Below are 22,001 nucleotides of genomic sequence, written 5' to 3' on the forward strand. Positions count from 1 at the left end.
GTATATAATGCCTTGCTTTCGGCGGGTATTGCTAATTATAAAGGCGACTTTGCCTGTTTTGCTTTATTGAGGGTGTCCAGTTGTCTACACCAAGACTGAAAATCGACAATCTGTTCTGCGAACGGGATGAGCGTGTGCTGTTTGAAGGTCTCTGTTTCGAGGTCAATGCTGGTGAGGTGATCCAGATTGAAGGGCAAAACGGCAGTGGTAAAACCACGCTGTTGCGTATTCTCAGCGGCTTGTCGCGTCATTTTGAAGGTGACATCTATTGGCAGGGCGAGCACCTGGATAACTGCGCTCAGGCGTATCGCGAGTCGTTGCTCTATTTCGGGCATCAGCCGGGTGTCAAAGCGGTGCTCACGCCGCGAGAAAACTTGCAGTGGTATGCGTCTCTGCACCCGGAGATGGATCTGACTAAACTGGATTATGCGCTGGTTAAAGTGGGCCTGAAGGGCTATGAAGATGTACCTTGTCATACGCTTTCTGCCGGTCAGAATCGCCGTGTCAGCCTGGCACGGCTCTATCTTAGCCGGGCGCCGTTATGGATTCTGGATGAGCCCTTTACTGCAATTGACAAACGCGGGGTCGCGGAGAAAGAAGCGCTGATTACTACCCATGCTCAGGAGGGAGGGACCGTTATTCTGACGACCCATCATGAGCTGGCGATGGGGGATAAAATCCGCAGGCTTAATCTTGATCAATTAGCGGGAACTTTATGAACGATAGTGTGCCTAACCAATCGACAGAAGAGTCGATGGTCCATGTATACAAGGTTGATGGCCCTTTCTGGGGGGCGTTGAAGAGAGATCTGTTACTTTCCTATCGGCGTAAAAGTGATCTGGTCAACCCGCTTATTTTCTTCCTGATGGTCGCAACACTGTTTCCACTGGGGGTAAGCCCTGATCCAACCTTCCTCGCTGATGTGGCACCCGGTGTGGTGTGGGTTGCTGCGTTACTGGCGACGCTTTTGTCGATGGATAGTATGTTCCGTTCTGATTTTGAGGATGGAACGCTGGAACAGATTTTACTCAGTCCACAGCCACTCTACCTGGTGGTGCTGGCAAAAGTACTGGCGCACTGGATGCTCACTGGTTTACCGTTAACATTACTGGCGCCGGTATTGGGAGTTATGCTGTTTTTACCTGCAGAAGGTATGGGGGGGCTGGTCCTGAGTCTGCTGCTGGGCACACCAACCCTGAGTCTGATTGGTGCCATCGGCGCTGCTCTGACCGTCGGGTTACGCAAGGGAGGCGTGTTAATCTCCCTGCTGGTGTTACCGCTCTATATTCCGGTGCTGATTTTCGGCAGTGCTGCGGTGCAGGGCGCAGTGACGGGGTTACCCTTGGGGGGGTATTTGGCCATTCTGGGAGCGATGCTCTCGCTTGGGTTGGTGATGGCGCCGCTGGCAATTGGTGCCGCATTAAGAATTAGTGTAAGTGGGTAATACCCCGATAAGGTTGAAATATGGCTGATAAGAAGTGGATGCCTCGTTGGTTTTATCAACTGGCTTCTCCCCGCTGGTGTTATGAAATTACCGGCAAACTGTTACCGTTGTTTGTCATCGCAGCAATACTGCTGTTAGTAACGGGGACTGTCTGGGCACTGGCGTTTGCGCCTGCCGACTACCAGCAGGGCAATAGCTTCCGGATAATCTATATTCATGTGCCGTCCTCTATTCTGGCGCAGTCATGCTATATGCTGATGGCGGTTGCCGGTGCGATCGGTCTGATCTGGAAAATGAAAGTTGCAGATATGGTCGCCAAGTGTTGTGCCCCGATTGGCGCATCGATTGCGGTGTTATCTCTGGCAACTGGTGCCATCTGGGGTAAGCCTACCTGGGGCTCCTGGTGGGTCTGGGATGCCCGACTGACCTCAATGTTGATTCTGTTCTTCCTCTATCTGGGTATTATTGCCCTGAATTCCGCCATCGAGAGTGAGCGCACGGCGGCTCAGTCAACTGCGGTACTGGCGCTGGTAGGATTGGTGAATATCCCGATTATCAAATACTCCGTGGACTGGTGGAATACGCTCCACCAGCCTGCCACCTTTAAACTGACCGAGCGCCCGGCGATGCCTGCAGAGATGTGGGTGCCGTTGCTGGTGATGGTGATCGGTTTTTACTGTTTCTTTGCTGTAGCGATGATGCTGCGGCTGCGTAACGAAATTATTCAGCGTGAGCGTCGCAGCAGTTGGGTGCGCGACCTGATAGCTGGTTGAGGGTATTATTTTGAGTTTTGAATCATTTGCCGAATTTATCGATATGGGGGGGCACGGCCTCTATGTCTGGCTCAGTTATGCGATCGCTCTGGTTGTGATTGTAATAAATATTGTCAACCCGCTGATGCACAAGCGTCACATCTTTACAGAACAGGCCCGTCGCCTGCGCAGGGAGAAACAGAGCTAATGAATCCGAAACGTAAACAGCGACTTATTATCGTACTTTTCATCGTCTTTGGTGCCGCGATTGCGGTGGGGCTGGTGATGTATGCCCTGCAGCAGAATATTAACCTGTTTTACTCGCCAACCGATATTGTTGAGCATAAAGCGCCGGAAGGCACCCGTATCCGGGCCGGAGGAATGGTGGTTGAGGGGAGCGTGAAACGAGATCCCGAGAGCCTGCAGGTCACCTTTGATATGACCGACTTTGCTAATAAGGTAACCGTCACCTTCACCGGTATCCTGCCTGACCTTTTCCGCGAAGGGCAAGGAATTGTTGCGCAGGGCGCGATGAACAACCAAGGGGTGTTTGAAGCGGTTGAAGTGCTGGCCAAGCACGACGAGAACTACATGCCTCCGGAAGTTGCCGAGGCGCTTAAAAAGGCCGGTAAAATGCCTGAACAGATGCGCGCTGCAGGAGCTGAATAATTATGATTCCAGAGTTGGGTCAATATGCGCTGATTATGGCGTTGTGTATCTCTTTACTGCTGGCGGTTGTACCGATGGTAGGGGCATCTGTCGGCAATACCCTGTTGATGAACTATGCCCGGCCGTTGTCGGTAGGGATGTTTTTCTTTCTGGCGATCAGTATTACCTGTCTGGGGTACTCCTTCGTTGTGGATGACTTTTCGGTGGCTTATGTTGCTACTAACTCAAACACCCTATTGCCCTGGTATTATAAGATAAGTGCGATCTGGGGTGGTCATGAGGGGTCCTTGTTGCTCTGGGTTGTTATCCTCAGTGGCTGGACGGTGGCGGTTGCCTTTAAAAGCCAGAACCTGCCGGTAGAGATTGTCTCCCGGGTGTTAGCGGTGATGGGGATCGTGGCTGTGGGATTTATCCTGTTTACTCTGCTGACCTCCAGTCCGTTTGATCGTCACCTGCCGCAGTTTCCTTCCGAAGGTGGCGACCTTAACCCACTACTGCAGGATATCGGCCTGATTATTCACCCACCAATGCTGTATATGGGCTACGTAGGGTTTTCGGTTGCTTTTGCCTTTGCGATCGCTGCGCTGCTGACCGGACGTCTGGATTCCGCCTGGGCGCGCTGGTCGCGGCCATGGACCAATATTGCCTGGGCGTTTCTGACACTGGGTATCTCGTTAGGTAGTTGGTGGGCATACTATGAACTTGGCTGGGGTGGCTGGTGGTTCTGGGATCCGGTTGAAAACGCTTCCTTTATGCCCTGGCTGGTGGGGACTGCACTGGTTCACTCACTGGCTGTTACTGAAAAACGTGGCGTGTTTAAAAGCTGGACCGTGTTACTGGCGATTTTTGCCTTCTCCCTGAGTCTGCTGGGGACCTTCCTGGTTCGTTCCGGGGTGCTGACATCGGTACATGCGTTCGCCTCTGACCCGGATCGTGGCTACTTTATTCTGGCGCTGCTGGCGATCACCATTGGCGGCTCTCTGATCCTCTATGCGGTTAAAGCGGGGAACGTGAAAAGCGAATCCAGTTTTGCGCTGCTATCGCGGGAATCATTGCTGTTGCTGAACAATATTCTGCTGGTGGTTTCAGCGATGATGGTGCTGCTGGGAACAATATACCCACTTATCGTAGATGCGATGGGCTGGGGTAAGATCTCGGTTGGTCCTCCCTACTTTAACTCCCTGTTTATTCCGCTGATGCTGCTGATTCTGGGGGCTCTGGGCCTGGGTGTCGCTGCGCGCTGGCGGGAAACGTCAGTGGCGTTTCTGTTGAAACAGCTGTGGCTGCCTGCAGTTATCAGTGTCATTGCCGGTTTGCTGGTGCAGTATCTTTACGCTAAGGAATTTAACCTGACCGTTGCGGGTGTGATGGCGCTGGTGTTCTGGGTAGTCTTCAGCAGCATCAGGGACTTCTGGAAAAAAGTGGCCGGTCGAAGCAGCGTTAAAGCTGCGGTTTCCGGTATGTCCCGAAGCTACTTTGGTATGATTCTGGCGCATACCGGTATTGCGGTTGCGGTCGTAGGGGCGCTGATGGTGAGCATCTACAATGAGGAACGTGATCTGCGGATGGCGCCCGGTGATGTGCTGAGCTTCAGTAACTATCAGTTTGAGTTTTTAGGTGCTCAGAAGAAGCAGGGGCCAAACTACAGCTCAGATATGGGCGTTATCCGGGTGAGTTTTAACGGCAAACTGTATGGTGAGCTGCGACCGGAAAAACGTTTCTACCCGGCCCGGGGTAATGTGATGACGGAGGCCGATATTGATCCCGGACTGTTCCGCGATCTTTATGTTGCACTGGGGGAGCCGCTGGAAAACGGCGCATGGGCCGTGCGGGTACAGCATAAACCCTTTGTCCGGTGGCTCTGGCTGGGTGGTCTGCTAATGACTGCCGGTGGCCTGCTGGCTGCCACAGACCCCCGTTACCGTAAACAGGCCCGGCGGGATGCCGCCCGGGCAGCCGCCTGATTAAGTGTTTCGATAGGTATAATGATGCGTCGATTAATTGTTATTTTGCCGCTGGTTTTGTTTGTCGCTCTGGGGTTGTTTCTCTGGAATGGCATCGGAAAAGACACCAAAACCCTCCCTTCACCGCTGATCGGTAAGACGGTGCCAGAGTTCAGTCTGTCGGCACTGCTGGACGAGCAGAAAACTATCACGGCAGCTGACCTGAAGGGGCGTCCGGCGTTACTCAATGTATGGGCTACCTGGTGCCCGACCTGTAAGCAGGAACATGCCCAGCTAAACCGCATGGCACGCGATGAGGGAGTCACCATCTATGGGGTTAATTACAAGGACGACCGGGCTAAGGCTAAGATCTGGCTGGATAAGTATATGAACCCCTATGCCCTGAATATCTATGACCCTGACGGTCATCTGGGACTCAATCTGGGGGTTTATGGCGCGCCGGAAACCTTCCTGCTGGATGCCCAGGGGATCATTCGTTACAAACATGTTGGGGCGATTGACCAGCGTGTTTGGGGTGAGTTGCGGCAGAAAATGAAGCAGCTGGAGGTGAACTGATGGTTCGTCAGGTTTTGTTAGTGGTTTTACTCAGCTTCAGCAGTTTAGCGAGTGCCGCGATTGATACCTACCAGTTTAAAGATGATGCGACCCGGGAACGGTTTCAGTCATTATCCACCGAACTACGTTGTCCTAAATGCCAGAACCAGAATATTGCCGATTCTAATTCACCTATCGCCAAGGATCTGCGGGATGAACTCTACCGGATGCTGGAAAACGGCGCGGATGATGAACAGGTAATCGATTTTATGGTGACCCGTTACGGTGAGTTTGTACTCTATCGTCCACGGATGTCAGAGCAAACCTATCTGCTTTGGTATGGACCCGCAGCATTATTGTTGATCGGTGTTATCGTGGTTTTACTGATCAGTGGCAAGCGTAAGAAAACTGAACCGGGCAAACCAGACGGCAATTTAAGCGATGCCGAGAAACAGCGACTCGATCAGATACTCAAACAGGAACAGAATAAATGACGGCGTTATGGTTAGGAATCGCACTGCTATCACTTCTGGCAGTGGCATTTGTTTTAGTGCCGGTTTATCGGGGACGTCAGCTTGAGGATGCTGTCCAGCCCGATGTTGATCGTCGTGAGCTGAACATCAGTATTTATCAGGAACGTCTTGCAGAGCTGGATGCTGAACGGGCTGCGGGTAGTCTCGATCAGGAAAACTATGATTTTCTGAAGCTGGAGCTGGAGCGTAACCTGCTGCAAGATGTTGACGATACGGTTGCCTCTTCCAGTAAGCCAGTACGCATTACCCGCCAGTCGATCATTACCGCCTTTCTGCTGGCTGCACTGATACCGGCAATGGGGCTGGCGATTTACAGCCAGTATGGTCGTTCCGGCGATCTCGCCGTAGCAATGAACCGCCCTGCTGACCCATTTAATGGTCGCAAACCGACCGTTGAAGAAGCGATCACTGCGTTGCAGGAGCGTCTTAAAGAGGAGCCTGAAAATCCCGAGGGCTGGTACCTGTTGGCGAATACGTTTATGAGTATGCAGAATTTTTCTGCCGCCGCCGATGGTTATGGCAAGGCTCTCAAATACCTGCCGGAAGATGCCCCCCAATATGCCGGGGTTAATGGCCAGTATGCACAGGCGCTGTTTTTCGCGAACAGTGGCAAAATGAATCAGCAGATCCGCAATGAGGTTGATAAAACCCTGTCGCTGGACCCGTTTGATGTGACCGCGCTGGGGTTGCTGGGGATCGAATCTTACGAATCTGAGGACTATCGTGCTGCGATGGAGTTCTGGCGTAAAGCGTTGACTAACGCCAGTACTGAACAGGCGGATTCGCTGAAATCCGGGATTATCTCTGCCCGGGATAAACTGATTGCCGCAGGGGAAACTGTGCCCGATCTGCCGGAGCTTGCCGAGGTGAAAATCCAGCTGGCGGTTAGTCTGAGTCCTGAGCTGAAAAGCCGGGTAACGCCAGATATGACGGTGTTTATCTTTGCCCGCCCGGTGGGAGGCAGAATGCCGCTGGCGGCAAAACGGGTGACCGTTGCTGACCTGCCACTCAACATTGTCCTGGATGACAGTATGGCGATGAGTCCGCAAGCAAAGCTTTCTGGCGCTGAAACGGTTGAAGTGACTGCGCGGGTATCTGCTTCAGGACAGCCGACTCCGCAGCCTGGAGACTTGAGTGGAACCATTTCTCCTGTTGCTGTTCATGACCAAGTTGATATATTAGAGCTGTCTATTGATCATATAGTTGAATGATTGACCAAATTCAGGACAATAGAGAATCGGCAGACCGCATTTAAATTAAAACAAGGGTAATATCTGGCAATGGAATTAGGATTACGCGAATGGCTGATTATCGGTGGCGCGATAGTTGTTCTCCTGATTGTGTTGGATGGCTGGCGCCGCATGCGGGGCGGCGGTAACCGGCTGAAGATGAAAATCGACAAGTCGTTCAATGATATCCCTGATGTGCCCGAAGAGACCTTTAATCCTGAACTGCCTGGCGGTGGTGCAAGGGTGGTTGGCCGGGCGTCTGACAGCGCTGCCGACACACGCCGTGAGCCCGTCTTTGGTAATGCCGAGCTGGGAGATGAAGGGCTGGAGTTGTCGATTGCCAAAGCGGCCCGCTCGGCTGCGGAAAAACCAGAGTCTCGCAAGCCGCTTTCTCAGAATAAACCTGACCAGAGTTCAGCCAGTTCCAGTCCTGCTACCGAGCCTTCGGCTGCTCCCGGGCGTTTCGCCAAACCTGCCTGGATGAACAAGTCTGTACAAGGGCGATCAGAGCATATCAGCCCAACCTTCTCTGAGGATGAGCATGATCCACTGTTCGCTTCATCCGACAGCTTTCCGCCACACCACGATGGTCCATCCTTTGATGATATGGATGAAGGGATCTCCGCCGTACGTGTAGTTCGTACCCCAAAGCCTTCAGAGAAAAATAACGAACACCCTGCAGATAAAACCTCTGATAATTCCCCACAAGATGGGGCAGCGGATGAAGATATACCTGTTGTTCAACATATTGTCACTCAGCAAGAGCGTGGCGCTGACGCTAAAACAGGATCAGAGTCCGGGCGGATATCAGCCTATTCCTCTGCTGAGCCAGAGTTGTTCAGACCTGAAAACTTAGTACCTGAAAACCTTGAATCTGATAGCCCTGAATCTGATAGCCCTGAATCTGAGAGCCTGGAACCGGCATATCCGGGATCCGCACAAATCGAAGATGACAATCCTGAAGCAGCCCACTTTGAAAAAGGACTCACTGACTCCGCACGTCTGGAGTCTGAAGGTACTGAATTAGAAAGCTCTGAATTAGAAAGTTCAGAGTTACAGAACTTAGAAACTGAAAACTCAGAGCCTGAAATCGCCCAGCCTGAAAACGTCGAACTGTTTCCCGCTGATGAGTCGGACAGGAAAGCCGTTCCTGCAAACTCTCAGCTTAGCGCGTCATACTCGGCTGAGGATGATGATCTGATCGACTCCCTGCCTGAAGGGTTTCGGACAGATCAAGTGGCTGAGAGCGATGATGATGACGATGAAAGTGAGTTTGATTATACCCGTCCGGTGAGTGAGCTGATGCGTCCGGTATGTGAAGATAACAGTCAGCTGCAACAGACCTCGATGGACCTGCAGGAGCGTCAGGAATCGATCTTTTCTCTGATTGATGAACCGGCTGTTGAATCTGAGCCGCCGTTTGAAAAGTCTGGATTGGCAAGGGTCAAGGCTGCGCTGAAGCCAAAACCAAAGCCGGCACCTCAGCCTGAACGCTTCTCCGCTATTGATGATGAACCTGAAGAGATCGCCGATGGTTTCTTCGGCGATCAGTCCTCCTCCAGAACGCCAGATATAACAGCAGCAAAACCGGTAAATACGGCAGATACTCCCAACAGTGGTATTGGTATTAAGGGGCAGTCTCTGCAGAAGATTCCGGAAGCCGATAAAGTGTTGGTAATCTCGGTGGTTGCTGCTGAGGGGCAGAATGGTTTTTCCGGTCGGAGTCTGCTGCAAATTCTGCTGGCGTGCGGTATGCGCTATGGCGATATGAAGATCTTCCACCGTTATGAAGATGGCCTTGATAAGGGCGCCATCCAGTTCAGTATGACCAACGCGCTTGAACCGGGCTATTTTGATATCGATACCATGGATAGCATGGAAACCCGGGGAGTAACCTTCTTTATGTCGATGGAAGAACCCCGTGATGTCATGAATGCTTACGAGTGTATGCTGGCAACCGCGATTGCCGTGGCAAAAAACCTGCATGGTGTGTTGCTGGATGAGAATCGCTCCACCATGCGGGATCAGACCAAAGAGCACTATCGTGAGCGCATCCGTAAGTTTGAAATGCGTAAATTGAAAAAAACAACATCCGCCTGAACCTTCCAGATACTTGCCAATGAAACCTGATATCTCCATTACGCAGCTGCTTGAGCAGTTGCGCGATCAACTGCGTCACTATAACTACCAGTACTATGTGCTTGATGATCCTCAGGTACCGGATGCTGAATATGATCGTTTGTTTCAGCAGCTGAAAAAACTGGAACAGGAATATCCCGGGCTGGTAACCCCGGAATCTCCGACCCAGCGTGTCGGTGCTGAACCCCTGGCCGCCTTTACCCAGGTACGCCATGAGATGCCGATGCTATCGCTGGATAATGCATTTTCTGCTGATGATATGCGCAGTTTTGAAAAGCGGGTGCGAGACCGGCTCAGGCTGGGTGAGGAGGTTGAAATCGAGTTTGCCTGTGAGCCTAAACTGGATGGTATCGCGGTTAGCCTGCTGTATGAGAACGGCGTTCTGGTCAGAGGCGCCACCCGGGGCGATGGCACTACCGGGGAGGATATCACCCTGAATGTGCGCACCATCAATTCGATCCCGCTACGGCTGATGGGGGATGATTATCCGCAGCGGCTGGAAGTCCGCGGTGAGATCTATATGCCCCGTAAAGGCTTCGAAAAGGTTAACGAGCAAGCCCTTAAACGGGGTGATAAACCTTTTGTTAATCCCCGTAATGCGGCGGCTGGTAGTCTGCGACAGCTTGATCCTAAAATTACCGCCCAGCGGTCTCTGGAGATGTGCTGCTACTCAGTGGGGGTTGTTAGCGGGGGAGAGCTGCCCGATAGCCATGCAGCAATTTTGCGCAAACTGGCTACCTGGGGACTGAAAATTAATGCTGAGATGGCCGTTGTTGAGGGGGCCGAGGGGTGCCTTGAGTATTTTGACAAGCTGTCCGCGAAGCGTAATCAACTGGCCTATGAGATCGACGGCATTGTCTTTAAGGTCAATGATATAGCGTTGCAACAACAGTTGGGTTTTGTCTCCCGGGCGCCGCGCTGGGCCATTGCGCATAAATTTCCGGCGCAGGAAGAGATCACCCGGGTCAAAGCAGTGGAGTTTCAGGTGGGACGAACCGGTGCGATTACACCGGTTGCGCGACTTGAACCGGTGTTTGTCGGTGGTGTTACGGTGAGTAATGCCACACTACACAATATGGATGAGGTGAAGCGGCTGGATGTCAGAGCGGGGGACAGTGTGATTATCCGCCGTGCCGGTGATGTTATTCCCCAGGTGGTATCCGTCGTCACGGAGCGTCGTCCAGAGCAGACTCAGCCTGTCAGCTTGCCAGAGTGCTGTCCGGTGTGCGATGCGGAGATTGTCCGGGTTGAAACGGAAGCTGTTGCACGCTGTTCCGGTGGCCTGAGCTGTGCTGCCCAGCGTAAAGAGGCGCTGAAGCACTATGTATCCCGTAAGGCGATGGATATTGATGGTCTGGGTGAGAAGCTGATCGAGGCTCTGGTAGAGAAAGAGCTGGTGCATAGTCCGGCGGATCTGTATCGGCTCCACCATCTGCAGCTGGCCAGTATGGAGCGGATGGGCGATAAGTCAGCCACTAAGTTGTTGCAGAGTATCGAAAACAGCAAGGCAACCGAGCTGGCTAACTTTATCTATGCCCTGGGGATCCGCGAGGTCGGCGAAGCCACAGCAAGAACACTGGCGATTCACTTTGGTTCTCTGGAGGCGGTGATGGCGGCCAGCGAAGAGATGTTGCAGGCCACTCCGGATATTGGCCCTGTGGTGGCACAATATATCGTCAGCTTTTTCCATCAGGTGCATAACCGTGAAGTGATTCAGGCTCTTCGTGATGCCGGTGTTCACTGGCAGGATGTCGAGGTGGACCAGAAAGCTCAGCCTTTAGCGGGGCAGACCTGGGTGTTGACCGGAACGCTGGAACAGATGCCCCGTTCAGAGGCGAAAAAACTGTTGCTGGCACTGGGCGCGAAAGTGGCCGGCAGCGTATCTAAGAATACCGACTGTGTGGTGGCAGGGCCGGGGGCAGGGTCTAAACTACAGAAAGCGGAAGAGTTGAATATTCCCGTAATGGATGAATCAGAGCTATTGGCTTTGCTGGCGAAATATAACGGCTAAGGATATCTGACAGATGCACAGTTCGACGTTTTACAGATCAATACCGCTGTACTTGCTGAGTGCTTTTGTGCTGCAGGGCTGTAGTCAGATGGCTCAGGTGGTACCGGAACGCTTTGTAAAACCGGAAAACCCATTTTGTCTCGGGTTGTATGAGAATAATGACTGGCTTGATGCTGCGGTATCGACTGAAAGTCGCTGGGGCTTACCGCTGCATATCGCATTGGCGGAGCTGAATATGCCGGTTGGCACGGAGGCCAGCGAGTATATCGCACCGGTCTCTTTCGATTGGGAAGAGTATCGTCTGGCCAGTGAAAACTGGTCTGGTACGGTTGCCGATATCACCACTGCGCTGGATTTCCTTGGCTGGCACGCTCAGATGGCCAGCCGGCGTAACGATCTGAATATGAATCAGGCCGGTAAACTGTACATCGCGTCGAGAATAGGCCATGGCGGGTTATACCGGATCGAATATCATCCCGATCCGGTGTTGCAGGCTCAGGCAGAAGCGGTTGATCGGCGGGCGGAACAATACCGGCAAGACCTGAAAAGCTGTCCCCGCATCCGGGAAAGAGCAGACAGCTTCTTTCGCTGGCCCTGGTGAACGATGATTATCCCCTGGGAACAGCTTCAGCCAGACACGCTGACAAGCCTTATAAAGGAGTTTGTCACCCGTGACGGTACGGACTATGGCTTTAAGGAAACAACCACCGAGACGCGCATAGAGCAGGTTAGAGCTAAACTGAAACAGGGGGAAGCGGTTGTACTGTTCAGCCAGAGTACAGGCCAGTGCAATATAGTTGCCCGTAATAGTTTGTAGTAGACCGGGGTGTTGTTATGGATCAGTTGGAACAGATTACAGCGCTGATAGCGCTGACCATGGGGGTTGGCTGGGCCAGCGGTATTAATCTCTATGCGACCATTCTGATGCTGGGGCTGATGGCCAATACCGGCAATCTGCAACTGCCCGCTGGGCTGGAAATTGTTGCTGACCCCATGGTGTTGATGGCTGCAGGGTTTATGTATTGTGTAGAGTTTTTTGCCGATAAAGTGCCCGGCGTCGATACCGGTTGGGATACTCTGCATACCTTTATCCGGATCCCCGCGGGTGCGGCACTGGCGGCTGGCGCCGTGGGTGATATGAATGAAGCGGTTATACTGGCTGCCGCACTTGTCGGTGGTTCACTCTCGGCTACCAGTCATGCCCTGAAAGCTGGGGGGCGGGTGATGATTAATACATCACCGGAACCGGTGACGAACTGGACTGCATCCATTACGGAAGATCTGGCAGTATTTGGCGGGTTGTGGACAGCACTTAACTATCCGGTGGCATTTCTGATCGGCCTGGTGCTGTTTATCGCACTGGTGGTCTGGTTGCTGCCAAAAATCTGGCGGGGTGTGAAGAAGCTATTTGCCTTTCTGGCCGGGCTGTTTGGCTCCCGGGATGACGATATTCGCTACCCGGAGGATAACAGCAACGCTCTGCCCCATCAGCATGGCAGATATAAAAACTAAGGCTGGTTTAGCGGCTGTCCAGCCATTCATTATTAATCAGTGATTGCAGCAGATCCGTGCGGGTGATGATCCCCACCAGATTACCATTCTCCTGAACAATGGGGATGCAACTTAGCTGGTGTTCCACGCAGCTGACCGCCAGTTGGCGGATATTGGTATCGGGCGTTGCTGTAATAACCTGTCGGGTGTAGCACTGCTCAATGGTGTCTTCAATGGTATGTGACTGGGCTCCCTGATAACTCAGGTACTGCAGCAGTAGCTTTTCTGTCACGGTTCCCATGAGTCTGCCAGCCCCTGAGAGAACCAACAGATGGCTGATATCAAACTGTTTCATCTTATACAGGGCTGACTGAATCTTGCTGCCCTGTAACACTGCCTGAACCGGGTGCGACATAATCAGCGATGCGGGAATATAGGAGCGGGGCTGTTCCTGAGCGCTGCCGCCGGTCTGAGTATAAAGCGTGGCGGCTTTACGAGCGTTGCCTTTGGCTGGTGGCCCATATTCATGGTGCTGAATCTGGTCCACATGATCTTTCTCATGATCTTTTTCGACCCCCGCCTCTGCGGTATGGGGAGACGCAGCCAGTTGCTCTACCCCACGGGGGGTAAACATCGATTTAACCGGTGTCTGGATACGATAACCCTGATCGTAAATTACCAATGCCATAACTGTAGTGCGCTACTCTGAGTGAACGATAGAGATTATATCGCCCGCCTGATCAGATTCTTGATGATAAATCGAGCAGGACTCAGCTTATCTATTAACTCCTTTTCCAGTGGTAGGGGCTCACTTTCAAGCATAGACGCGATAATCTCTCCACTTATTGGACCACTGATCAGCCCTTTAGATCCATGCGCCAGGTTTGCGAATAAGCCGGGATAGTGCTGCGGCTGAGTATCAATGATCGTAGTGGCATCATGACGCAGTCGGCCATAATCATTGAGAAAAGACTGATACACCGCTACCGGACCAATGAGAGGCAGCTTATCGGGCGATGCACAACGGAATCCAACACGGCCCTGTAGTCCGTTTTCAGTATGGTACTGAGACAGACTCTTGCCAAGTTCAGGTGCCATGTCGTACACCTTATCAAGGTTATGCTGGTGGCCAGATTCACGGATCTCGGTGGCAGTATCATTAAGATCAAATGTGGCACCAAAGCAGAAAGCACCCTGCTTGGCCGGGGAGATATAGCCCTCGCTACAGAGGACGGTCTTCAGTTGCAGCGCATTAATGTTTGTATCGGTCAGCGAAACCTGCCCCCTGATCTTCTGCAGTGGCAGGTGGTTCAGCTGTTCAAACTGCATACTCTCGGCTGCCGAGGCGACGACCACCACATCAGCGGTAAGCGCCTGATCATCGTCTGTATAAGCGTGCCACCGGTTGGCTTCACGTTCCAGCCGGGTGATCCTGGTATCAGTGATGACTGTAATAGAGGGATGTTCGGTTAACCACTGACAGAGTCGGGGTGGTGTAACCCATCCAGCCGCCGGGAAAAACAAACCGCTATTATTAACCGTAATGCCGGCAATCGCTGACGCCTCAACCTGCCCGACAAAGCGAACTACATCATCGGGATAGTTTCCGGATTCTGCCAACTTACGCTGTTTAATCAGTTCTTTATCATTGGCAGCCAGCTGCAACAGACCACAGGGCGACCAGATATCTGTGCGATCCGCCAGACGCTGTCTTAGCAGATGACTGCTATAGAGAAAGCCGGAAAGGTGAAAACGACTGGCTGGGATCGGATCAACCGGTAACTTGGCATAGAGTGCCCCCTGTCGATTGCCCGAGCCTTCAGTCGCAATCTCACTGTTTTTGTCCACCAGTGTCACTTTCCAGCCGCGCTGCGCCAGAGACCAGGCTGTCGAACAGCCTGCCACACCGGCGCCAATAATGAGTGCTGTTTTATCGCTACAGTGTTTATCAGGTAACCCGAACCAGGCGGGAGAGACACCTGAATGGTTCAAAGAAGGCGGTGTTAGCTGATCTGCATCTGTAAAAGTTCCGGTTAGCATCTCTCTTTTTCTGCCAAAACCGGGCACTTTCCTGATCTGGAACCCAACATCTCTCAGACCACGCTTTACAATACCTGCACAGGTAAAGGTCGAAAATGTTGAGCCCGCAGAGCTGAGTCGGGCGACCTGTTGAAACAGCTGGGGGCACCACATATCGGGGTTCTTGGCGGGCGCGAAACCATCCAGGAACCAGGCATCGACTTTTGCCTCTAACTGACGGTAACATTCAACTGCTTCGCCCAGCATCAGCGTCAGTGTAACCCGGCCGTTGTCTAAACAGAGACGATGAAAGCCGGGGGTTAGTGGTGGGTATTGTGCAATGAGTTTATCGGAGAGTGTGTTAAGCTCTGGCCATAAAGCGAGTGCCTGGATGAGATCATCCAGCGTCAGTGGATACTTTTCCACAGTGATAAAATGCAAGCGTGCAGATGGCGGAGCTGTCTCATTGAAAAGCCGCCATGCCGCCAGGAAGTTGAGCCCGGTACCAAAACCTGTTTCGGCGATGGTAAATGAGTCTGCCTCCCTGAAACGTTCGGGAAGTTGATTGTTCCCGAGGAAAACGTGGTTGGTTTCAGCGAGACCGTTTTCGGTGGAGAAGTAGATGTCATCAAACCTTGTGGATAAAGGTACTTCAGAAGACCAGTCCAGATTGGCAATTGTGTATGGTTTTTTCATAAGTATTTAAGTCATAACCTTAGACAGTAGTACCGCGCTAAGCGGACAATTGTATCGAATCTGTCTAACCCTCGCTTAAGTTTGTGAATAGTCTGCTCAAGCAGAGACTTTTGTATGAATATGAAAGGAATGAGTGAATGAAGATATTGGTTACAGGGGGCGCTGGTTTTATTGGCTCTGCTGTTATACGTCATATTATTAAACATACACAGGATAGTGTAGTGAACGTGGATAAGCTGACGTATGCTGGCAATCTTGAGTCTCTTGAATCAGTGTTCAATAATGACCGCTATACGTTTGAGCATGTAGATATCTGTAATCAGAAAGAGCTTAGGCGAGTATTTGTTGAGCACCAGCCAGATGTTGTAATGCATCTGGCTGCTGAGTCGCACGTTGATCGCTCAATAGATGGGCCAGGTGACTTTATACAAACCAATATTGTTGGCACTTATATATTGTTGGAGGAATGCCGCTCTTATTGGACTGGCCTGTCTCCGGTGCGCAAAGCGAAGTTTCGCCTCCATCATATATCCACCGATGAGGTCTATGGGGACTTACCCCATCCAGCTGATTATGAGAACGCTGCAGAACTACTGTTTACTGAAGAAACTGCTTATGCTCCCAGCTCTCCTTACTCAGCGAGTAAAGCAAGTTCTGATCATTTGGTGCGTTCCTGGATGCGCACCTACGGCCTGCCTGTATTGATAACCAACTGTTCCAATAATTATGGCCCTTATCATTTTCCGGAAAAACTGATTCCGTTGGTGATTCTCAATGCGCTGGACGGCAAACCGCTGCCAGTGTATGGCAAAGGTGATCAGATCAGGGACTGGCTATATGTGGAAGACCACGCACGAGCTTTGTACACAGTTGTTTCCGAAGGCAAGGTGGGTGAAACCTATAATATTGGTGGTCACAATGAAAAACAAAATATCGAAGTCGTAAATGCGTTGTGTGATGTTTTACAGGAACTCATACCTGGCAGCTTTCAGTATAGGGATCTGATTACGGAAGTGAAAGATCGCCCCGGCCATGATCGACGTTATGCCATTGACGCGAGTAAGATTAAATGTGAGCTTGGCTGGCAGCCATTGGAGACCTTTGAATCAGGTATTCGCAAAACAGTGAAATGGTATCTTGAAAATCTTGAGTGGTGTCGACGAGTACAGGACGGAAGTTATCAGCGAGAGCGTTTAGGGGAGCAAGTGTAAGATGAAAATCTTACTATTGGGTAAAACTGGTCAGATCGGATTCGAGTTACATCGAACGTTGAGCCTATTAGGGGCCATTGATGCGCCTTCGCGACTAACACTGGATCTTATGAGTGAAGAAGCGGTAAGCGATTATCTGATCGGTAGTAACCCCGATCTTATTGTTAACGCTGCTGCATGGACAGATGTTGATGGTGCGGAAGAGCATCAGGCTGAGGCTTATCGTCTGAATGCAGTGTTGCCAGCTCAACTGGCCACCTATGCATCTGAAAGAGGTATTCGTTTCCTTCATTACAGCAGTGATTATGTTTATCCTGGAACGGGGACGCTTCCCTGGTCGGAAACTAGTCCAACAGGTCCGCTAAACCACTATGGGAAAACCAAGTTGGTGGGTGATCAGGCAATAGAGCACAGTGGAGCAGACTTCCTTATCTTCCGTATTAGTTGGGTTTATAGTGCGCGTGGCAAAAACTTTATGAAAACCATGCTTCGCCTGGCTCACAGCCACACTCAGCTGGAAATCGTATCAGACCAGATTGGCGCCCCAACCCCCGCTCGTTTAATCGCCACTATTAGCCTATTGGCGATCCGTGATGAGTTGAAATCCGGTATATATCAATTAGCATCAAAAGGTGAAACGAGTTGGCATGGCTTTGCAACAGAGATATTTAACGAGGTGAGGCAGGCTAGTGAGCCACTGCCATTATCTGTGGAACATGCACAGCCAATAAGTACCCTTGACTACCCCACACCAGCTAAAAGGTCCGCAAACTCAAGAATGAACTTGAGCAAGCTGGAAAACGCTCTGAATCTGAAGCTTCCCAATTGGAAAAGTCAGTTGGCAATTACTCTGACAGAGTTTCTGGAGAAAAAATGAAAGGCATAATTCTCGCCGGAGGTTCTGGTACCCGTTTGTATCCCATCACCCGTAGCATATCAAAGCAGTTGTTGCCGGTTTATGATAAACCGATGATTTATTATCCACTTTCTGTGCTGATGCTTGCCGGAATTCGGGATGTTCTTGTTATTACAACTCCCGAAGACCAGGAAGGTTTTAATCGTCTGTTAGGTGACGGTGGACAATGGGGTATTAATCTTACCTATGCCGTTCAGCCGAGCCCTGATGGCCTTGCACAGGCGTTTATTATTGGCGAAGAATTCATTGGCGATGACAGCGTGTGTTTAGTACTGGGTGATAACATCTATTATGGACAAGGGCTAAGCAACCTTCTACAGACTGCAGCATCAAGGGATAAAGGGGCGACTGTATTTGGCTATCAGGTTACCGACCCGGAGCGGTTCGGCGTGGTTGAGTTTGATGATGAGCAGCGGGCTATCTCCATCGAAGAAAAACCGGTAAATCCTAAGTCCGACTTTGCCGTCACAGGGCTATATTTCTATGATAATGATGTGGTTGAAATCGCAAAGTCAGTTACTCCATCAGAGCGTGGTGAACTGGAAATTACCACCGTAAATCAGATTTATCTGAATCGGGGTGATCTGAAGGTGGAATTGCTGGGCCGGGGTTTTGCCTGGCTTGATACGGGTACTTTCGACTCCCTTCATGACGCCGCCAGCTTTATTGAGACCTTAGAAAAACGTCAGGGTCTTAAGATTGCTTGCCTCGAAGAGGTGGCCTATCGAATGGGTTTTATCAATGAGGAACAGGTACTTGCGGAAGCAGAAAAACTCCAGAAGAACAGCTATGGCGCGTATCTTAAGAAACTTGTGAAAACAGGCAGATAGGTAACAGGAATTACATGGATATTATTTCAACCAGAATACCCGACGTAAAACTCATCAAACCGAAAGTCTTTGGAGATGAACGCGGCTTCTTTATGGAAACCTGGAACCAGCGGGCTTTCAATGAAGCAGGTTTTAGTGCCGCATTCGTTCAGGATAATCACAGCCGCTCGGTAAAAAACACTTTGCGAGGTTTGCATTACCAAATTAAAAAACCTCAGGGTAAACTGGTGCGGGTAACCCGTGGTGAAGTGTTTGACGTGGCTGTGGATCTTCGAGCCAAATCACCGACCTTCGGGCAGTGGGTCGGGGAGTACCTTTCTGAGCACAACTGCCATATGCTTTGGGTGCCACCCGGTTTTGCGCATGGGTTTCTGGTGATCAGTGAAACGGCTGATTTCCAGTATAAGTGCACAGACTTTTATGCCCAGGAGTATGAGCGTACAATTCATTGGGCTGATCCAATTTTAAATATTGAGTGGGGTATGGATAGCGCTAATAAAATACTTCTTTCAGAAAAAGATCGAATTGGGCAAAGTTTTGGGCAAGCTGCGACAGAACTCAATGAGTATTATTGAAATGATCCCCGTTACCAAACCCTACCTTCCTAATCGTGACAAGTTCGATAAGTACATTGACGGAATTTATGAACGCCAGTGGCTTACTAACAACGGTCAGTTGGTACAGCTACTTACCCACCGGCTGGCAAGTTATCTGGGCGTGGAAAATTTACTACTTGTAGCTAACGGAACTTTGGCCCTGCAAATAGCATACAGAGCACTGGGTATCAGTGATGACCAGTCAAAAGTGTGCCCAGAAGCGATTACTACACCTTTTACTTTTATTGCTACAGCCAGTTCTTTGAAATGGGATGGTGTAGAACCCGTGTTTGTAGATATCGATCCTGATACCTGGTGTATGAATCCGGAAAATATAGAAGCAGCCATAACACCTAATACCCGGGCTATTGTGCCGGTGCATGTGTTCGGCAATGCTTGTGATGTTGAAGCAATCGACAATATTGCGCATAAGCATAATCTGAAGGTTGTTTATGATGCTTCTCACGCTTTTGGCGTTAAATATAAAGGAGAAAGTCTGCTTAACTATGGTGATGCGGCTACTCTCAGCTTTCATGCTACTAAACTATTTCATACAGGAGAGGGTGGTGCCATTGTATTCAAGCGCAAGGAAGACTTGGAACGGGCTAAAAAGATGATCAATTTTGGCATTACTGGTCCTGAGTGTATTGAGGAGCTGGGTATTAATGCCAAGATGAGTGAGCTTCAGGCAGCGATGGGGCTTTGTGTGTTGGATGAAATTGAAGAAAATCTGAAAGCAAGGTCAGTAATTTGGCGATGGTATGAGGAGGCTCTGAGTAATGATCTTCAGCTTCAAGCCAAACATCAATTCCTTGACTATAACTTTGCATATTTCCCTGTGGTTTTTGATAGCGAGGAACAGGTAGTGCGTGCAGTTACGGCGCTCAAAGAGAATGGTGTGCTGGCAAGAAGATACTTTTATCCGTCACTAGAATCAGTGACGTGTCTTGATGTTGATGTAAGTCAGTCGGTTTCTAGTGAGATAGCTAGCCGAATATTATGCCTTCCCATTTTTTATCAGTTATCTAAAGCAGACCAAAAAAAAATAACTGAGTTGATTAAAACGGAGCTATCTGCATGCAATTAGCTGTCATGCAACCATACCTGTTTCCCTATATCGGCTATTTTCAGCTCATATATGCAGCAGATATATTTTTGATTTACGATGATGTCTCGTACATTAAACAGGGGTATATAAATCGTAACAGAGTTCTTTCTTCGACCGGTGAGATACGCTTTACAGTGCCTGTACCTGGGGCATCCTCAAATAGGTTGATATCTGATTTGAAGTTCTCAGCTGATGTAGGAAAGGTCCTGAAAACAATTGAGCAAAGCTACTCTAAAGCACCATATTTTAAAACTGTTTTCCCATTGATACGACAATGTATGGAACATGATGATCGTCGTATTGCTTCAGTGTGCCTGAAAAGCTTTGAGGCTATATTTGCGTATATTGGGTTAAAGAAAGAAATCAAGAAGACCAGTGAAATCGACTATGAGCGCAGTCAGTCTGCACTAGATCGACTAATAGAACTATGTTGTAAATTTGAGACTGATTCATACATCAATGCGCCCGGAGGCCGCTCGCTCTACAATAAGTCTGACTTTGCAACGCATGGAATCGAGCTCAAATTTATTGACTCATATCCTGTAGAATACCGTCAAGGTAGCAATGAGTTTATACCAAACCTATCCATCATCGATTTACTTATGAATTGTTCATCTGAGGAAGTAGTGACACTTTTGGGGGAGTATGAACTTAATTGAAGGCCTAAGGAAACAATAAGAGTAAGAATGTTCATTTTACTTAAGAGTCCTATAGTCCGCATCAGGAAGTCTATTTATCACTAATCCAGCTAAGGTTTTTAATAATGACCTCGTCTGAAAATCGAACCAAGACGTTTGCACGTGTATCTGCACTTGAAGTGTTGCTAAAGGAATTGAACTCGGGATTAAGGCTTCCCAATGAGCAATACCTAGAGGGTTCTTCCGAGCGTTTTTCCAAAATCTTCATCGTAGGTTCTTTAAGATCCGGAACTACATTGTTCACCCAATGGCTGGCAAACAGTGGTTTAGTTGCCTACCCCACTAATCTACTATCTCGCTTCTATGGTGTTTCGCTGGTAGGAGCAAAAATCCAGCAGTTGCTGACAGATCCACGTTATAACTTTCGGAACGAAATACTTGACTTCAATAGCGAGATTAATTTTAGTTCAGATAATGGTAAGACTACAGGTGCATTGGCTCCTAATGAGTTTTGGTATTTTTGGCGCCGTTTCTTGCCGTTCGATGAGCTGGACTACATGCCGGCTGATGTGCTGAAGCAAAAAGGAAACTTGAGCGGACTTAGGGATGAACTCAATGCATTAGCGAATATCTTTGAAAAACCCTTCGCTATGAAAGCAATGATTATGAATCAGAATATCCCCGAGCTGGCTGAACAGTTCGATAAATCCTTGTTTGTCTGGATTCGTAGAGACCCTATTTTTAACATCCAGTCCGCGCTAGAAGCCCGGAAGAGACAGTATGGTGATATTGCCACTTGGTATTCGTTCAAAGTCAAAGAATACCCTCACCTTAAAGATCTTGATCCACTGGAGTCAGTAGCAGGGCAGATCGTTGCCATTAATGAATCAGTAGAGCAGGGAATCGCTAAATTACCAGACCATATGAAACTAATAGTTCAATATGAAAACTTTTGTCAGAGGCCAGAGCATTACTTTAATGAGATTATAAGCCGGTTGGTCTATCAGGGAGGTATAGGTGAGAAGGATATTCCAGCATACTGTGGTGAAAAAAGTTTCTCGGCTACAAATGTTTGGCGGTTAAAAGAGTACAGCCAGGAGGAAGCAGTACGTGTTTATGGTGAAATGTTACACAGGAAAAAATAAATAGACGGTGTTAGGTAAACAATAATATGCGAAAGACGTTTGAGAAACTGGAATATGTCACAATATTAATAAATAT

At 49.9% G+C, this 22,001-nt stretch carries 23 protein-coding genes; 21 read left to right on the forward strand and 2 right to left on the reverse strand.

The window, feature by feature from the left end:
* Positions 1 to 80: 80 nt before the first annotated feature.
* The 14 genes from ccmA (at position 81) to JW499_RS01430 (ending at position 12,787) form a co-directional block, all read left to right on the forward strand.
* Positions 81 to 719: a cytochrome c biogenesis heme-transporting ATPase CcmA gene (gene ccmA / locus JW499_RS01365; RefSeq protein WP_205208897.1), complete on the forward strand. Its 639-nt coding sequence runs from the start codon at positions 81 to 83 to the stop codon at positions 717 to 719.
* Positions 720 to 754: 35 nt separating this feature from the next.
* Positions 755 to 1,444, forward strand: coding sequence for a heme exporter protein CcmB (gene ccmB, locus JW499_RS01370; protein WP_205208975.1), 690 nt, complete (start codon positions 755 to 757; stop codon positions 1,442 to 1,444).
* Between the two features lie 20 nt (positions 1,445 to 1,464).
* On the forward strand, positions 1,465 to 2,217 hold the full coding sequence (locus tag JW499_RS01375) for a heme ABC transporter permease (protein ID WP_091361372.1): 753 nt from the start codon (positions 1,465 to 1,467) through the stop codon (positions 2,215 to 2,217).
* A gap of 10 nt (positions 2,218 to 2,227) precedes the next feature.
* Positions 2,228 to 2,404, forward strand: a complete 177-nt coding sequence (ccmD, locus tag JW499_RS01380; protein ID WP_205208898.1) for a heme exporter protein CcmD — start codon at positions 2,228 to 2,230, stop codon at positions 2,402 to 2,404.
* Positions 2,404 to 2,865, forward strand: a complete 462-nt coding sequence (ccmE, locus tag JW499_RS01385) for a cytochrome c maturation protein CcmE (RefSeq protein ID WP_205208899.1) — start codon at positions 2,404 to 2,406, stop codon at positions 2,863 to 2,865. Before ccmD ends, ccmE begins: the two co-directional genes overlap by 1 nt.
* Positions 2,866 to 2,867: 2 nt before the next feature.
* Positions 2,868 to 4,829 carry a heme lyase CcmF/NrfE family subunit gene (locus JW499_RS01390; protein ID WP_205208900.1) on the forward strand — a complete coding sequence of 654 codons (1,962 nt, stop codon included), beginning with the start codon at positions 2,868 to 2,870 and terminating at the stop codon, positions 4,827 to 4,829.
* A gap of 21 nt (positions 4,830 to 4,850) precedes the next feature.
* A complete protein-coding gene (locus JW499_RS01395; RefSeq protein ID WP_332874402.1) occupies positions 4,851 to 5,384 on the forward strand; it encodes a DsbE family thiol:disulfide interchange protein in 534 nt (177 codons plus the stop codon).
* Positions 5,384 to 5,857 (forward strand): cytochrome c-type biogenesis protein, encoded by a 474-nt coding sequence (locus JW499_RS01400; RefSeq protein ID WP_091361361.1) that lies wholly within the window; start codon positions 5,384 to 5,386, stop codon positions 5,855 to 5,857. Before JW499_RS01395 ends, JW499_RS01400 begins: the two co-directional genes overlap by 1 nt.
* Positions 5,854 to 7,107, forward strand: coding sequence for a c-type cytochrome biogenesis protein CcmI (ccmI, locus tag JW499_RS01405; protein WP_205208901.1), 1,254 nt, complete (start codon positions 5,854 to 5,856; stop codon positions 7,105 to 7,107). The genes JW499_RS01400 and ccmI overlap by 4 nt, the downstream gene beginning before the upstream one ends.
* Before the next feature lie 69 nt (positions 7,108 to 7,176).
* Positions 7,177 to 9,225, forward strand: coding sequence for a cell division protein ZipA (zipA, locus tag JW499_RS01410; protein WP_205208902.1), 2,049 nt, complete (start codon positions 7,177 to 7,179; stop codon positions 9,223 to 9,225).
* Positions 9,226 to 9,244: 19 nt separating this feature from the next.
* Positions 9,245 to 11,275, forward strand: coding sequence for an NAD-dependent DNA ligase LigA (ligA, locus tag JW499_RS01415; protein ID WP_205208903.1), 2,031 nt, complete (start codon positions 9,245 to 9,247; stop codon positions 11,273 to 11,275).
* A gap of 13 nt (positions 11,276 to 11,288) precedes the next feature.
* Complete coding sequence (locus tag JW499_RS01420; RefSeq protein ID WP_205208904.1) at positions 11,289 to 11,876, forward strand: transglycosylase SLT domain-containing protein; 588 nt, start codon at positions 11,289 to 11,291, stop codon at positions 11,874 to 11,876.
* A 3-nt stretch (positions 11,877 to 11,879) separates the two neighbouring features.
* Positions 11,880 to 12,092 (forward strand): YheU family protein, encoded by a 213-nt coding sequence (locus JW499_RS01425; protein WP_205208905.1) that lies wholly within the window; start codon positions 11,880 to 11,882, stop codon positions 12,090 to 12,092.
* Positions 12,093 to 12,109: 17 nt separating this feature from the next.
* Positions 12,110 to 12,787, forward strand: a complete 678-nt coding sequence (locus JW499_RS01430; protein ID WP_205208906.1) for a DUF4126 domain-containing protein — start codon at positions 12,110 to 12,112, stop codon at positions 12,785 to 12,787.
* A gap of 7 nt (positions 12,788 to 12,794) precedes the next feature.
* Here JW499_RS01430 and JW499_RS01435 read toward each other — a convergent pair whose 3' ends face one another.
* Together JW499_RS01435 and mnmC are read right to left on the reverse strand one after the other, a co-directional pair.
* On the reverse strand, positions 12,795 to 13,454 hold the full coding sequence (locus JW499_RS01435; protein ID WP_205208907.1) for a CBS domain-containing protein: 660 nt from the start codon (positions 13,452 to 13,454) through the stop codon (positions 12,795 to 12,797).
* Between the two features lie 35 nt (positions 13,455 to 13,489).
* Positions 13,490 to 15,481, reverse strand: a complete 1,992-nt coding sequence (mnmC, locus tag JW499_RS01440) for a bifunctional tRNA (5-methylaminomethyl-2-thiouridine)(34)-methyltransferase MnmC2/FAD-dependent 5-carboxymethylaminomethyl-2-thiouridine(34) oxidoreductase MnmC1 (RefSeq protein WP_205208908.1) — start codon at positions 15,479 to 15,481, stop codon at positions 13,490 to 13,492.
* 137 nt (positions 15,482 to 15,618) lie between these two features.
* Between mnmC and rfbB the strand changes: the two genes are divergently transcribed.
* The 7 genes from rfbB to JW499_RS01475 all read left to right on the forward strand — a co-directional run bounded on the left by rfbB (position 15,619) and on the right by JW499_RS01475 (position 21,925).
* The gene (gene rfbB / locus JW499_RS01445; protein WP_205208909.1) at positions 15,619 to 16,692 is read left to right on the forward strand and encodes a dTDP-glucose 4,6-dehydratase; all 1,074 of its coding nucleotides are present in this window, start codon (positions 15,619 to 15,621) and stop codon (positions 16,690 to 16,692) included.
* A gap of 1 nt (position 16,693) precedes the next feature.
* Complete coding sequence (gene rfbD, locus JW499_RS01450; protein WP_205208910.1) at positions 16,694 to 17,569, forward strand: dTDP-4-dehydrorhamnose reductase; 876 nt, start codon at positions 16,694 to 16,696, stop codon at positions 17,567 to 17,569.
* Positions 17,566 to 18,438, forward strand: a complete 873-nt coding sequence (gene rfbA, locus JW499_RS01455) for a glucose-1-phosphate thymidylyltransferase RfbA (RefSeq protein WP_205208911.1) — start codon at positions 17,566 to 17,568, stop codon at positions 18,436 to 18,438. Before rfbD ends, rfbA begins: the two co-directional genes overlap by 4 nt.
* Before the next feature lie 14 nt (positions 18,439 to 18,452).
* Entirely contained in the window at positions 18,453 to 19,013 is a 561-nt protein-coding gene (gene rfbC, locus JW499_RS01460; RefSeq protein WP_205208912.1) for a dTDP-4-dehydrorhamnose 3,5-epimerase, read from the forward strand.
* The gene (locus tag JW499_RS01465; RefSeq protein ID WP_232846162.1) at positions 19,000 to 20,121 is read left to right on the forward strand and encodes a DegT/DnrJ/EryC1/StrS family aminotransferase; all 1,122 of its coding nucleotides are present in this window, start codon (positions 19,000 to 19,002) and stop codon (positions 20,119 to 20,121) included. Before rfbC ends, JW499_RS01465 begins: the two co-directional genes overlap by 14 nt.
* Complete coding sequence (locus tag JW499_RS01470; protein ID WP_205208913.1) at positions 20,112 to 20,801, forward strand: WbqC family protein; 690 nt, start codon at positions 20,112 to 20,114, stop codon at positions 20,799 to 20,801. The genes JW499_RS01465 and JW499_RS01470 overlap by 10 nt, the downstream gene beginning before the upstream one ends.
* Before the next feature lie 104 nt (positions 20,802 to 20,905).
* The gene (locus tag JW499_RS01475) at positions 20,906 to 21,925 is read left to right on the forward strand and encodes a sulfotransferase (protein WP_205208914.1); all 1,020 of its coding nucleotides are present in this window, start codon (positions 20,906 to 20,908) and stop codon (positions 21,923 to 21,925) included.
* Positions 21,926 to 22,001 lie beyond the last annotated feature (76 nt).

The organism is Amphritea pacifica (assembly GCF_016924145.1).
Lineage (GTDB): Bacteria > Pseudomonadota > Gammaproteobacteria > Pseudomonadales > Balneatricaceae > Amphritea > Amphritea pacifica.